Consider the following 15,006-nt stretch of genomic DNA (forward strand, 5'->3'; position numbering starts at 1 on the left):
GCCCGTTTGGGTTTAGCCTTTGGTTGGGTTGCTGGCAATTTGCCGCCATCGGCGCAAATTATAGATGCCGAAAACATGCACCAAGCCAAAATAGATCACCGCCCCGCCACCGATCAGGGCGAAGAGCGCGAGAAAGCGGGTTAGCACAAGGTTGGTGGCGTCAAAATAGGGCGCCAGCAGCCATTGGCCGCCCACCAGCGCCCAGCCCATAAGTGCTGCCCCAAGGCCAAGCAATAACAGCTTGTCGCGGGTGGATTGAGTCAGGCTCAATTGCTTATTACGGATCAGCCCCCCAGCGAGCAAGACCACATTGGTCCAGCCTGCAATGGTTGTGGCGGCGGCAATGCCCACATGTTTGAACGCCGGAAACAGGGCCAATGAAAAGCCGATATTCACCGCCACGGTGACCACAGCAAACAGCGCTGGGGTGGCGGTATTTTCGCGGGCGAAAAAGGCGGGCTGCAAGATTTTTGCCAGTACAAAACTGGGCAGGCCGAGCGCGAAGACCGCCAGCGCCATGGCGCTCTGTTCTGCCGCAAAGGCGGAAAATGCGCCATATTCAAACAATGTCTTGATGATCGGCTCGGCAATCACAAAAAGCGCCACCGCCGCTGGCACCGTCAACAACATGGCAAACAGCATGGACTGATCTTGCACCTGCGCGGCCCCATCCAAATCATTCGCTTTGAGGCGCCGTGACAATTCAGGCAACAACACCACGCCGATGGCGATACCAATAATGCCCAAGGGCAGTTGGTAGAGGCGATCCGCATAGTAGAGATAGGATACGGCGCTGGCCTCATTTGACGCGATATTGGTGCCCACCAAAATATTGATTTGAGTGACACCGCCGGTGAAAATCGCGGGCACAGCCAAGGTCCAAAAGCGGCGCAAATCCTTGTCTATTTTGGGCAAGGATAGCGGTGGCAAGAAACCTGTGCGCACCAGGGCGAAGATGATCATTCCCACTTGCGCGACGCCACCGCCCAACACGGCGATGGAGAGCCAAAAGCCCGACTGCTCAATCTCCGGGCGGGTGAAAGCGAGGGCTACCAAGCAGCCAACCATCACCACATTGAGCAATACCGGGGCAAGCGCCGCAGCCAAAAACCGCCGCAACGAGTTTAATATGCCGGCATAGGCTGCCATGATCGACATGCAGGCGAGATAAGGGAAGCAAATCCGCGCGAACAAAACGGTGAGGTTATATTTTTCAGGATTTTCCTGAAAACCCGGCGCCAGGACCATCACCAATTGCGGCATAAAGATTTCGGCCAACAAGGTGAGCACCAACAATAGGCCAATCAATGATGAAATGATGTTTTTGGCGAAGTTTTTTGCCGCTTCATCGCCTTCCGTTTCCAGGGCCTTGGCAAATAGCGGGATAAATGCGGTGTTGAATGCGCCTTCGGCCAATATCCGCCGGAACATGTTGGGCAGACGAAACGCGGCGACGAATGCGTCGGTCACCGGGCCAGCGCCCAAAATTGCGGCCATCATGATGTCGCGCACAAAGCCGAGTATGCGCGACAAAAGCGTCGCCCCGCCGACCGAGGCGAAGTTTTTCACCAAGCTCATTAGGCAAGACCCTTAAGCGACTCGCCTGCGCGCAGCTTTTTGTGGCGTTTGGCGCGCTGGGCTTTTTTCTCGCGTTCGAACCCGGCAAACACTTCCAAAAGGCTCTCTTTGATCTTTTTCTGCCGCGACTTGTCGGTGATTTTCATGCCTGTCAGGTCGGTAACGTAGAAAACGTCGATGGCTTTTTCGCCATAGGTGCCGATGTGGGCCGATTGAATGGTCAGGCTTAAATCCGCAATTTCCTGGGTCAGATCATGCAGCAGGCCGGTGCGGTCCAATCCCGAAATCTCGATCACGGTGAATTTTTTTGAAAGCGAATTGGAGATGTAAATATCTGTCGGCACGGAGAAGGGCTTGAGCCGCTTATTAAGCTTGGAATCACGCCCCAAATCCTTGGGCAGATATTTCTCGCCCGACAGTAATTTTTGCACCGTTTCGATGATTTTGAGAGCGCGGATACGCTCATCTTCATCGGCAGTGAACGTACGTTTCAGGCGCAGCGTATCGAGGGCATGGCCGTCACGCATCATCGAAATTTGCGCGCCCATAATGTCGGCATTGGCCAAGGTGCAAGCCCCGGCAATCAATGCCAGCAAGCGCGGATGATCGGGGGTATAAATGGACAGTTCGGTGATCGCCTCAAAGGCCTTCACACTCACACAGCCTGCAAATGATTGGCCCAATTGATTGGCCTTGCGGATCATTTTGGCGTGTTCCATTTGCAACTCAAACTCAGAGCGCACCCAATAGGTGGAATAATGGCTATCAATATAGTCTTCGCGCTGGTTCTTAGGCCAATCGCGCAAGGCCTGATTAAGGCGCTCTTTCGCCGCTTCAATGCGCTCAGCCTGGCTGATTTGCGAGTGACCGCCCGATAGGAGCGGCTCTGTGGCGTAATAGAGCGCCCTCAAAAGCGACCCCTTCCACCCGGTCCACACACCCGGCCCCACGGCGCGGATGTCGCACGCGGTCAGCACCAGCAGCAGAGAAAGCCGCGCCGGGCTTTGCACAATATCGGCAAAATTGGTGGCGGTTTGAGGGTCTTGCACATCGCGGGATTGCGAGATCTCGCTCATCACCAAATGATTCTGGATGAGCCAAGCCACTGTGTCAGTTTCGGCAGGCGTCAGGCCAAAGCGCGGACACAGTTTACGCGCCACTTTCGCGCCAGCAGTTGAGTGATCTTCCGGCCGCCCTTTCGCGATATCGTGCAAAAACAGGGCCACAAACAAGAGCTTGAGGTCGGCCAGATGCGGCAGCAATTCATGGGTGAGCGGCAGCTCGTCTTTCAAGCCACCTTCGACAATTTCGGCCAACACGCCCACAGCGCGGATCAAATGCTCATCCACCGTATAATGGTGATACATATTGAATTGCATCAGCGCGACGATGCGGCCAAATTCGGGAATGAACTTGCCCAAGATATCGGCTTCATTCATGCGCCGCAAAATCCGCTCTACCGATTGTGGATGGGTGAGAATTTTGAGGAAATATTCATTGGCCTTTTTGCTCTGGCGCACCTCTTTGCCAATCATTTGGCGCGAGCGGGTCAGTTCCTTTAAGGCATCGGGGTGAAACAACAGGCCTTCGCGCCCGGCAACCCAAAACACTTTGATTAGATTGACGGGATCGCGTTCAAACACCTGCTTGTCGGCAATATTGATCCGGCCGCGATCCACCACAAAGTCTTTTTCGCCCTTGATTTTGCGGCGGCCTGAAAGGCTTTTGCGCATCCGCCCCAACACGTCTACATCTTTGGCGTGGTTAAATTCGAGCGAGGTGCAAAAAATACGGGTCAGATCGCCCACATCTTTAGCCACCGAGAAATAGCGCTTCATCAAGCGCTCCACGGGTCGCAGTCCGGCGCGGCCGCTCACATGCAAACGTTGGGCAAGATCTTGTTGCAGTTCAAACGACAGCTTTTCTTCGGATCGGCCGGTGAGAAAATGCAAATGACAGCGGATGGCCCACAAAAAGTCCTCAGAGCGTTGGAAACGGCGAAATTCGGCGCGCGAGAACACACCTTTCTTGACCAATTCGGCGCTGGTGCGCACGCGGTAAAAATATTTCGCGATCCAAAACAAGGTGTTCAAATCGCGCAAGCCGCCCTTGCCGTCCTTGATGTTTGGCTCCACCACAAAGCGGGTATTGCCGATTTTTTCGTGCCGCTCATCCCGCTCCGCCATTTTGGCCGCGATAAATTCCGGCCCGGAATTAGCTACAATTTCATCGGCAAAGCGTTGTTGCAACTCGTCATAAAGCGCCAAATCGCCAATGATCTGGCGGCTTTCCAGCGTGGCGGTGCGCACGGTCATATCTGCTTTGGCCATGCGGATACATTCATCAATAGAGCGCACAGCGTGGCCAACTTTTTGGCCCAAATCCCACAGCAAATAGAGCACATATTCAGTGACGCTTTCGCCCCAAGGGGTTTGCTTGTAGGGCAGGATAAACAGCAAATCGATGTCGGAGCCCGGCGCCAGCGTGCCCCGGCCATAGCCGCCCACGGCAGCGATGGTGAGGGTTTCCGCGTCTGATCTATTGACCACTGGAAACACATAGCCGGAGGCGAACTTGAACGCCATTTTGATGATTTCATCCTGGGCCGCGCACAGGTTTTTGGCGCAGCGCTTGCCCTTCCCATCTTCCAGCAAATCCTGCTCGCTTTGGCTGCGGGCATCCGCCAGGGCCTTTTTGGCGGTGGCCAACACGATATTGCGCGCGTCATTGCTCGACGGCGACAGGTCACCCAACTGACCGAGAATATGTCCGATCAAATCGTCTGCTTTTCGCAGTTTAAATGCTTTGGGCACACGATTAGATTCAGGCATTGTTCCTCGATAGTTTTTTGAGTTCGTAAATCAATTCAATTGCTTGACGGGGCGTCATTTCGTCAGGATTTATGCTTTTCATTTTTTGTGCAAGCAAATCTTTGTGTTTTTCCGGTTTTGGCTGCGGACGTGCGGCAAAAAGCGGCAATTGGTTCATGCCTTCTTCCATGCTGCCAGCCTCGCGTTTTTCCAATATATCCAAAACTTCTTGCGCCCGGGTTACCACGTGATCCGGCAAACCAGCCAATTTGGCCACTTGAATGCCGTAAGATCGGTCCGCCGTGCCCGCGCCCACTTCGTGCAAAAACACCACTTCGCCTTCCCACTCCCGCACCTTCATGGTGTGGTTGCTCACCCGATCCAACCGCTCCGAAAGGGCGGTCAGCTCATGATAGTGAGTGGCGAACAGGGCGCGGCACTTGGTGTTTTCATGCAAAGCTTCAACAGCGGCCCAGGCGATAGATAAACCATCAAATGTGGCGGTGCCGCGGCCAATTTCGTCCAACACCACCAGTGAACGGGCTGTTGCACGATTTAGAATAGCGGCGGTTTCCACCATTTCCACCATAAAGGTTGAGCGGCCATGGGCAATGTCATCGGCGGCGCCAACACGGGAGAAAATCCGATCCACCACACCGATATGGGCCGAACGGGCGGGCACATAAACACCCATTTGCGCCATGATGGCGATTAACGCATTTTGTCTCAGATAGGTCGATTTACCGCCCATATTGGGGCCGGTGATCAGCCAGAGTGACCCCATTTCGCCCTTATCTTCAGGGCCGGACAAGTCGCAATCATTGGCGACAAAATTGGTGGTGCCTTCTTTTTGCAACATCATTTCCACCACCGGGTGGCGCCCTGCATCAATATCAAAGGCGGTGCTTTGGTCAATTTTGGGGCGCACATAGTTGCGCTCTAACCCTAAAAGCGCCATGGCGCTGGCGAAATCCAGTTCCGCCAATGCGTCGGCCACATCTTGCAATGGTTTTGTCTGCGCCAATATTTCATCGCGCAACTGGCCAAAAATGCCTTGTTCAATGGCCACTGCGGCCTCGCTGGCACGGGTGATCTTGCCTTGCAATTCCGACAATTCAGCCGTGGTGAAGCGCACCACATTGGCCAGCGTTTGTCGGTGAATAAAGCTTTCATTGAGCGGGGCACTCATCATTTTATCGCCATGGGCGGCGGGCACTTCAACAAAATAGCCCAGCACATTATTGTGCTTCACCTTAATGGATTTGATCCCGGTCTTCTCTGCGAATTCGGCCTGTAATGCGGCGATGATTTGGCGGCTTTCCGTCGCCAAACTGCGATATTCATCCAATTCTTGGCTGTAACCCTTGGCCACAAATCCGCCGTCGCGCGGCAATAGCGGCAATTCTTCGGCGAGGGCGCGCGCCAAATGGTCGGCCAATTCCTGTGGAGCGGCGTCCAGCGCGCCCAACAGTTTTTGCACCCCTTGGCTCGGGTTGTGAATTTGGCTCAGCGGGGCCAATAAATGCCCGGCGGCGATCACACTCGCGCCGATCGCGGCCATGTCGCGCGGGCCTCCCCGATCCAATGACAAACGTGTTAAGGCCCGCACCAAATCTGGCGCGGCCTTTAGCCTGCCGCGCAAATCGGTGATCAACAGGCCATCACGGGCAAAATCGTCCAACATATCAAGGCGGTCATTTATCGATGCCGGATCGGCCAAAGGCGCGGCGATGCGGGCGGAGAGCAAGCGCGACCCGCCAGCGGTGACGCAATTGTCGAGGCAATGGCGCAACGCCCCTTTGGTTTCCCCGCGATTGGTGCGCAACAATTCAAGCGATGCGCGCGTGGCCGCGTCAATCATCATGGTGTTGGCGCCGCCGATGCGGGGCAAGCGCAGTGGCACTTGCGCGCCACGCTGGGTCTCGTCGATATAGCCGATCAGCGCGCCGATGGCCGCCCGCACTAGGCGGGAATAGGCTGACGGATCGAGCTGATCCGCCGCAAAATATTTAGCGATCCGGTCGCCAGCCAGATCAGAATCAAACAACTCGGCACGTTCTTCGGCCAACTGGATATCTGCACTTGGCGGCAGCCCGCCTGCCTCGATCAGCGCATCGCGTGTCGCGGCGGTCAACACCAGTTCGCGTGGCTCAATGCGCGCCAATTCGTCAGTGACCGCGCTGGGCTCCATCTCGGCATAAAACATATCGCCGGTGGAGATATCGGCATAGCTGATGGCGAACGTGTTTTCGCCATGGCGCAGCATGGCGAGCGTTGCGACATAATTGTTGCTGCTGGTGGGCAGCAAATCATCTTCGGTGATGGTGCCGGGCGTAACCAGGCGGACCACGTCGCGCTTCACCACAGATTTGGAGCCGCGCTTTTTCGCCTCTGCCGGGTCTTCCATTTGCTCACAAACGGCGACGCGATAGCCTTGGCCAATCAGCCTTTTTAAATAATCCTGCGCCGCATGCACGGGTACGCCGCACATGGGGATATCTTCATCCAAATGCTTGCCGCGTTTGGTGAGGGCAATGCCCAGTGCTTTGGAGGCAATTTCGGCATCTTCAAAGAACAGTTCGTAAAAATCACCCATGCGGTAAAACAACAGGCAACCCGGATTGACGGCCTTGATTTCCAAAAACTGCGCCATCATGGGCGTTGGTTGGGCACTGCTGGTGGTCTTTTTCGGCTTTTTCTCTGGATCGCCTGCGCCATATTCTTCTTGCTCAATATCATGAGCCAGGCTTGGCGCGCCGTTTTGAGCAGCGGCCCCATCTTTATGGTTTTGTTGGGGTGCGTCTTTATTGACGTCTTGGGTCATGGGCAAATAATCACAATTTTGAGGCGAATGAGCTCAAAACACTAGGACATGAGGGATCGGCTTGCCAACAGCCATGACAGCCATATTCTCAGTTTTTCCGGTCTAATCCGGTCAGGTTGCGGAAATGTTGCTTATAGCGCTCGGGCATTTGATCCAAAAGCGTGATGATCATCACATCAGTGGTGCCAAATTGTTTGTCGACAAAGATGCCATCCCCAATATAGGCGCCGATGCGCAAATAGCCTTTGATCAGCGGCGGCAGCTTCTTGATCACTGCGCGTTGGTCAATTTCGTCTTTGGGCAAATAATCCAGCTCGCCCGCCACTTCCGGCTGCGGCGATACCCGCCATTCTTTTGGCGCCTGGCAGTAATGGCGCAAATAGCTGAGGGCCTCTTGGTGTTCATCCGGCTGGGTGCCTTCAAAGCTGGCGACGCCAAAAAACACGTCAATATTGTGCAGGACCGCATAAGCCCAAAGGCCGACCCACAATGCTTCCATTGTGCGCTTGTCCCGATATTCAGGCAGCACGCAGGAGCGGCCCACTTCGCAAAAGCCCTGTTGCCAATGGGTGGCCAGCATCGGCTTCAAATCAAACTCCGCTGCCGAATAAAAGCCGTTTGATGCCAGCGCCACATCCGAGCGCAACGCGCGATAGGTGCCCACAATTTTCGGCCGTCCGGCCATGCCCTGCAAATTCTCATGATCGACAACGATGATGTGGTCACAAAGGGGATCATATTCATCAGCGTCGCGTTTGGTGCGACGGGTGCGGCCATCCGGTTGGGCCGACATTTCTTCGTAAAACACCTTATAGCGCAATTCCTGCGCCTTGCGCACTTCGCTGGCGCTCATGGCAACACGCACCTCAAGCGACCCAATGCGCGCCAAGGTCATGGGCATCGCAAAAGTTGATTTTTGATCCAGTGCGCTAATAGGCGAACTCTGCCCATTGCTGAGGCCGGGCATCGCCGCAAAGATATTATGGTACCATTTCGGATTTGGTCGGTGCTGCGGAGCAGTCTCCCTGCCCTTTAGATCGAACATAAACATTTTTGCGCGTTTTACCCCTGCAACTCCGTGCTTTTAAGCGCACGGTTCAAGCCCTTTTGGACACTATAAGCGGTTTAAAAAGAAGGTGCAAAAGATTTGGTGTCCAATGGTGAATGGGCAGGCGGCTGGGCACATGCATCTAACTCATTTTTGCATAAAGGTTTTCTAGCTTTTGCGAGCTATCGAGATGGAAACGATGGTCCGCAGGCGGGTGGGCACGTTGGCCACATTCCAGCCGCGGGCAAATGCGGCAGCCCACCCCGATGGGCACCACTTGGCTCATATCTTTGAGGTCCATCCCATCGGCGTAAATCATCTCCTTGCCGTGAGAAATATGGCACCCCAACCCGATAGACAGGTGGCGGCGGGGCGCGTTGTGGCGATAGCCGCCCTTGGCAATGCTTTTGGCAATGCAGAAATAGGTTTCGCCATCCGGCATTTGCGAGATTTGAATATTGACTTTTTCCGGCTGCAAAAAGGCGGAATAGATGTTCCAACGCGGACAGGCACCCGAATGGCGCGGAATATGGATGCCGGAAAGCGAGAAGCGTTTGGAGATATTGCCCGCAATATCGGTGCGCACCAAATGCATGGGAATGCCTTGTGCGCCGGGGCGCTGCAGTGTGGTCATGCGGTGGCAGACCTGTTCAAAGCTGGCGCCAAAACGCCTGGAAATCCGCTCCACGTCGTAGCGGAATTCGCGGCACGCCCGCAAAAACGGCTCGTAGGGCATCACCAAAGCGGCACTGAAATAGGACGCCAACACATTGCGCGCCAAAAGCGGTGCATCGCCCTCTTCGGGCAAGGTGGATTGGTCGATGATTTCGTTAATCTGATGTTCTGCCGACAGGATTGCCAGGCGGTGGGCCACAGCAAAGAGCGCTGTTTCGGGCGCTAAAACGTCAGAGATGAACAGCCGCGATATGTTTTCATCGAAGCGCTGCGCCACGCCATGGGGCAGCGACGCCAACTTGCATTCGATGCCAAACACATTGGCCAAATAGGACTTCATGCCATAGTCGAAATTGTCGGAGGCCTGGTCGATATCGTGGCGCACGCGCTCGGCCGCGGCTTCCAGCGCCGGAAAATGGTTGGCGTTTTCCTGGATGAAATCGGAAATCGCCTCCGTGGCCATATGATAGCCAGTGGGGGCGGGTTGATCCGTTTGCGGTGTTTGACCATTGCCGCCGCGTGTTTCCTGATATTTATCAAACAGCCGCAAGATGGCGCGCGAAGCATTGGGGTTGGAAAAGGCCAGATCGCGGATTTCATGGTTGGTGAGATCGCTATCGGCAAAAAGATCGTCGCCAAACAGCTCCATCAAATCACCAACCAATTGGCCTTCATCGCTTTCCACCAGCTCACCCGGTTCAATGCCAAAATGACCCGCGAGCTTAAAAAGCAGCGGCACCGTTATGTTGCGGCGGTTGTGTTCCAGAAGGTTCAAATAGCTCGCAGAGATGCCCAGCGCGTTGGCCAGATCAGCTTGGCTCACATGCTTTTGCCGCCTTAAGCGCCTGATTTTACCGCCAATTTGTGGCCCAGCCTTGTCCATTTCGTCCTCCCGAACTTTACAGAAATTTACAATAATTTCTGCTTCACTTTACAAGGATTTACACCTTAACACCTTGATATTACGAATTATCTTGCATTTTGAGCCCATTTGTCAAATCTTTACATTGTCACTTCGGGATTGGCCCGAACATGGAGAACAACAATGACACACACAATCGAAATGCCCCACACGCAAACGCAAGATCAGTACATCACAATCATTGCGCGCACTGTGGCTGACGCCATGCGTCAGTTTAAGGCGCGCGGCCTCGATACAGAGGGCTATGCGATTGTGGGTCCTGTCGACAAACATCGGTTTGCCCTTGCGGATGGCGACAATCCAAGCACCGATATGTTTGAAGGCGCGCAAATGATCGCCGCCACGTTCCGCCGCTCAATGCCACGCCAAGGCTAAACACAAAATCTACTGAATAAACTTCCCTCCAAAAGATGCCGTAGCTCATGCGGTGTCCACCGCCGAGACTTTCTCGGCGGCTGGGAGGTGTGTATCTAAAGGGAGAAGATAATGCTCGACCGCAACCAACAGAACCAGTTCAAAGCCCCCGAATGGGCACCCGACCGCTGGAAAAATATCAAGCGTAATTACACGCCTGAAGATGTGGCCAAATTGGCTGGCTCACTGCCCATCCAGCATTCATTGGCTGAAAATGGCGCCAAGAAATTATGGCATCTTTTGCATACGGAAGATTATGTGCCCACCCTTGGCACCTTCACCGGCAACCAGGCGGTGCAGCAGATCAAAGCGGGTTTGAAGGCCATCTATTTGTCAGGTTGGCAGGTTGCGGCGGACGCCAACAATTCGGGCAATATGTATCCCGACCAATCGCTTTACCCGGCAGATAGCGTGCCTGCGATCGTCAAGCGCATCAATAAAGGGTTGCAACGGGCGGATCAGATCCAAACGATGGAAAAACTGTCCGGCGAAAGCACCACGGATTATGATTTCTTTGCGCCGATCATCGCCGATGCGGAAGCCGGCTTTGGCGGCCAGTTGAACGCCTTTGAACTGATGAAGGCGATGATTGAAGCGGGCGCTGCAGCGGTTCACTTTGAAGATCAGTTGGCCTCTGAAAAGAAATGCGGCCATTTGGGCGGCAAGGTTCTGGTGCCGACAAAAACCTTTGTCCGCACATTGAATGCGGCGCGCTTGGCGTCTGACGTTATGGGCGTACCGACACTGATTATGGCGCGGACCGACGCGGAAGCCGCACGGCTGATCACTTCGGATGTTGATGAATATGACGCACCGTTCGTAACAGGCGAGCGCACCGAAGAAGGCTTTTATCGCTTGAAAGGTGGCTTTGATGCTGCGATTGCCCGCGGTTTGGCCTATGCGCCTTATGCGGATTTGATCTGGTGTGAAACCTCAACGCCAAATCTGGATGATGCCCGCCGCTTTGCTGAAGCGATCAAGGCTGAATATCCGGATCAGATGCTGGCCTATAATTGTTCACCATCGTTCAACTGGGCGAAACATATGGGTGAAAATGAGATGGCGAAATTCCAAGCTGAACTGGGCGCGATGGGCTATAAATATCAGTTCATCACCTTGGCCGGGTTCCACAATCTCAGCTACACCACATTCGATCTGGCGAGCCGCTATAAAGAGCGCGGCATGGCTGCCTATTCAGAATTGCAGCAGGCCGAATTTGGGGCGGAAAGCCGCGGCTTCTCTGCCACACGACACCAGCGCGAAGTGGGCACCAGCTATTTTGATGCGGTTTCCATGGCGGTTAGCCAGGGCTCAAGCTCCACAACTGCGATGAGCGATTCGACAGAAACGGCGCAGTTCTAACGACCAACCCTTTGACGAAAGGTCGTCGTCCCCACAGCTGGCGACCAGCAGTCAAAACTCAACCGGCGGGTTTTCCCGCCGGTTTTTTCATGTCGAATTTAGTCGGCTTTTTGCCCCGGGGCCAATGCTTTGGCCGCCGCTTCCAGGCCTTTCACACCTTCAATGCCCGCCAAAATTTCAGCGGAAGATCCTTTAAAGGCATCGCCAATTGGCTCAGCACGGCCACCCAGGCATTCGGCCAAAAAGCCTTCCATTGTGGCGAAAAAGCTCAAGCGGTTTTCCGGGCGCTGGAAACCGTGGCCTTCGTCGGTGTAATTCAAATAGGTCACCGGAAGGCCCTTTTCCTGCATCGCGTCAGCGATTTGGTCAGCCTCGATTTTCGTTACACGCGGATCGTTTGCCCCTTGGCCGATCAAAAGCGGTACTTTGATCTCGTCCACATGGGTCAAGGGCGATTGGGCCACAATGCGCTCGCGATCTTCTGGCTTGGCCGGATCACCAATATGACGATAGAAGGTGCCTTCCAAAACAGGTCGCCAATAGGGTGGGAAACTCTCCATTAAGGTCACGAGATTGGACGGGCCGACAATATCAACGCCACAGGCAAATTTGTCTGGCGTAAAGGTCACGCCTACCAAAGTGGCGTAACCGCCATATGAGCCGCCGCCGATGGCGACTTTATCTGGATCGGCAATGCCTTTTTCAATCGCCCAATCTACCGCGTCGATCAAATCATCATGCATTTTGCCTGACCATTCGCCAATGGCGCTGTTTACGTGATTTTTGCCAAAGCCGGTGGAGCCGCGATAATTTACGCTCAACACGGCATAGCCCCGGTTGGCCATCCATTGGTGGGTGGCGTTATAGCCATAACCATCGCGTGCCCAAGGGCCGCCATGCACCCACAGAATCGTCGGCACAGGTTGATCAGGGATGCCATCGCCATCTTCGTCTGTGCCCGGGGGCAAGGTGTAATAGCTCACCAGTTCCAACCCATCACGGGCTTTAATCGCCACAGGATGCATTGGCTGCAACGGCGCGTCGGCCAGAGCAGGACGGCTGGAGAACAGTTCGGTCAATGTTTTACTGTCCCGATCATAGAGCTGATAGGTCCCCGGCGCTTCGGCTGCATCATCAACCACCACCCATTTGCGATTGTCGCGTGTGGCGCTGGTGATGCTGATCTGGCCCTTGAACTGCGACTTCAGAAATTCGAGATCGCCTTCAATCGATGGGTCCAGCGCAGTCCATTCAGATTTCAAATGGTTCACCGCATAGGCGAGCGGCTCCAAGGTTTCCGGGTCGGTTGCCACATTGGAAATATCAGCGAGGTCGCTGCTGGCAAGTTCCGTCGACTTGCCGCTTTCAATCTCGACCTTGGTGAAGGCGGCTTTGTCGCGCCCACGGCTGTCGAGCATATAGATGCTCTTATTATCCTTTGAAAATCCGATGAGATTCGTATTGAAAAAGTCATCATTTTCAATGGTTTGAAACAGATCGCCTTTTTCGCCCTTCTCATTCACATGATAGATGTTGGCGCCGCCGCCGGGAATGGTTTCCACCCCGAAACGCGGGGTAAGGCTATTGTCAATATCCCAGCCGCCATAGCCTGGATTCTCCGCCAACAGGCTCATTTCGCCCGTGCGATAATTCAGGTCATACAGGTCAAAAAACTGCGGGTCGCGTTCATTGATACCAATAATGGCGCGACCGGGATAATCCTTATTCATTTTCAGCATTTGCGCCCGGGCCCCATCCTTGATGGGCGTTAGGTCGCGGGTTTCTGCGGTTTCGATATTGGTGGCGTAAAGATGGAAATTCTCATCGCCGCCCTTATCTTGCTGGGTCAGAATATAGGCGCTATCCGGTGTCCAGAAATGGGCATTGATGCCACGCTTTTTATCCTGGGTGATCACGCGGGCCTCGTCTGGTGCATCTGCGGGCGCAACCCACACATTCATCACCCCATCTTTTGGGGCCAGCCAGCTTAGCCATTTCCCATCAGGGCTGATGCGGCCTTGTGATTGGGTGGGATTGCCCAACAGCGCTTCACGCGGAATAAGGTCATATTGGGAAGATGATGCAAATGCGGGTGCCATTGTGCCTCCGGCCATTGAAAGTAAGATTGAACAGGCGGCCGTGGCGGCCAGCCCAGATGATTTGATTGAATATGACATATAAGTACTCCTTGGCAGAATGCCAAAGAGATGTGGGCTGGATTTTGTCAGACAATGCAAAAATTGTCTTTTTTTATCGCGAATTGGCCTTGAAGTTTAAAAACAAAGCGCCAAGGTCGCCGCGAGTTTTCCGCTATCGATGATTTGGTTTTCCTGCGGCGCCGACAGGCGGGCCGCGGCGGCCACAGATCATTTTGCGAGATGCGTCAGTAAAAAATCAACGCTCGTTTTGATCTTGTTTAGCCGGTATTTGGGTTGATGATAGAGCAGATAAATGCCGGATTGATCATTGCGGGACGGGGCAAGTTCTGCATCCTCCAATGACAATGGCTTCAACGCACCCGTCGCAAGCTGCTGTTCAATGCCCCACCGGGGGAGCAGGGCTAGGCCCATTCCCGCTTCGGCTTCAGCCACCATTTCTGCGCCTGCATTGCAGATGAAGCTTGGATGGGTCATCACTTCTTTCCAACCACCAGCAATCAGCTTGGCTTGCCAATGGATTATTCTTTGTGGCCCGCGATAGAGCAACGTTCTGTGCTGGTCCAGATCTGCCAGAATCTTTGGGTTGCCAAAATGCTCCAGATAATTTGGTGCGGCCACCAGGGTAAATCTATTGTCGGTCAGTTTCCGTGCAATGGCGCGTTCTGGCGGGTCAGCTGTGGCGCGAATTGCCAAGTCCACATCATCACTCGCCAGATTTGACACTTGGTCGGTCAGTTCTAAATCCACAACCAGATCGGGAAATTTGGTCCGCATTTTTCTCAAAACCGGCATCAGGCAAAAACTGCCATAGCTGGGCGTGCATGTTATGCGCAAAAGACCTGTTGGCGCGCCGGGTCGATCTCTAACAACGCTTTCCGCCGCATCCAGTCCGGCTACGGCGCCACGCACCTGTTCGAGATAAATCTCGCCCAATTCTGTCAGCTTCACCACGCGTGTGGTGCGCGTGAGCAAACTGATGCCCATATCCGCTTCCAGATCTTGGATGCGCCGCGAAACGGAAGAGGCGGGCACCCCCAGCGCCTTAGCCGCCAGTGTAAAATTCTGGGTCTCCGCCACCTTAATGAAATATCTGATGGCGCGAAGCCTATCCATACCACCCCTCCGATCGTCTTTCGTAATCTTGCCTTTTATTGTCGAAAAGACAATACAATTGTCAAACAACGCCCAATTATCAGGGGCATTCTGGGTTGTTA

9 protein-coding genes are annotated in these 15,006 nt (G+C 54.2%); 2 read left to right on the forward strand and 7 right to left on the reverse strand.

Going from position 1 to position 15,006, the window contains the following annotated elements; all coding sequences use genetic code 11:
- Nucleotides 1-12 precede the first annotated feature (12 nt).
- From murJ to MXMO3_RS01105, 5 genes are all read right to left on the reverse strand, one after another.
- Entirely contained in the window at nt 13-1,578 is a 1,566-nt protein-coding gene (gene murJ / locus MXMO3_RS01085) for a murein biosynthesis integral membrane protein MurJ (protein WP_117394667.1), read from the reverse strand.
- Nucleotides 1,578-4,409 carry a [protein-PII] uridylyltransferase gene (locus MXMO3_RS01090; RefSeq protein ID WP_051213936.1) on the reverse strand — a complete coding sequence of 944 codons (2,832 nt, stop codon included), beginning with the start codon at nt 4,407-4,409 and terminating at the stop codon, nt 1,578-1,580. The genes murJ and MXMO3_RS01090 overlap by 1 nt, the downstream gene beginning before the upstream one ends.
- Nucleotides 4,402-7,212, reverse strand: a complete 2,811-nt coding sequence (gene mutS / locus MXMO3_RS01095; protein ID WP_245985780.1) for a DNA mismatch repair protein MutS — start codon at nt 7,210-7,212, stop codon at nt 4,402-4,404. The genes MXMO3_RS01090 and mutS overlap by 8 nt, the downstream gene beginning before the upstream one ends.
- Nucleotides 7,213-7,300: 88 nt before the next feature.
- Nucleotides 7,301-8,107 carry a l-ornithine N(alpha)-acyltransferase gene (olsB, locus tag MXMO3_RS01100; RefSeq protein ID WP_205468055.1) on the reverse strand — a complete coding sequence of 269 codons (807 nt, stop codon included), beginning with the start codon at nt 8,105-8,107 and terminating at the stop codon, nt 7,301-7,303.
- A 295-nt stretch (nt 8,108-8,402) separates the two neighbouring features.
- Nucleotides 8,403-9,818, reverse strand: a complete 1,416-nt coding sequence (locus MXMO3_RS01105) for a helix-turn-helix domain-containing protein (protein WP_117394668.1) — start codon at nt 9,816-9,818, stop codon at nt 8,403-8,405.
- A gap of 162 nt (nt 9,819-9,980) precedes the next feature.
- Here MXMO3_RS01105 and MXMO3_RS01110 point away from each other — a divergent pair, with 162 nt between their 5' ends.
- Nucleotides 9,981-10,232: a hypothetical protein gene (locus MXMO3_RS01110; RefSeq protein ID WP_027835762.1), complete on the forward strand. Its 252-nt coding sequence runs from the start codon at nt 9,981-9,983 to the stop codon at nt 10,230-10,232.
- 111 nt (nt 10,233-10,343) lie between these two features.
- On the forward strand, nt 10,344-11,633 hold the full coding sequence (gene aceA / locus MXMO3_RS01115) for an isocitrate lyase (protein ID WP_027835763.1): 1,290 nt from the start codon (nt 10,344-10,346) through the stop codon (nt 11,631-11,633).
- A 98-nt stretch (nt 11,634-11,731) separates the two neighbouring features.
- Here the strand turns inward: aceA and MXMO3_RS01120 are convergent, their stop codons facing one another.
- Together MXMO3_RS01120 and MXMO3_RS01125 are read right to left on the reverse strand one after the other, a co-directional pair.
- Nucleotides 11,732-13,810 (reverse strand): S9 family peptidase, encoded by a 2,079-nt coding sequence (locus MXMO3_RS01120; RefSeq protein ID WP_205468056.1) that lies wholly within the window; start codon nt 13,808-13,810, stop codon nt 11,732-11,734.
- Nucleotides 13,811-13,999: 189 nt separating this feature from the next.
- Nucleotides 14,000-14,905: a LysR family transcriptional regulator gene (locus MXMO3_RS01125; protein ID WP_162889084.1), complete on the reverse strand. Its 906-nt coding sequence runs from the start codon at nt 14,903-14,905 to the stop codon at nt 14,000-14,002.
- Between the last annotated feature and the right edge of the window lie 101 nt (nt 14,906-15,006).

It is taken from the genome of Maritalea myrionectae (assembly GCF_003433515.1).
Classification (GTDB): domain Bacteria; phylum Pseudomonadota; class Alphaproteobacteria; order Rhizobiales; family Devosiaceae; genus Maritalea; species Maritalea myrionectae.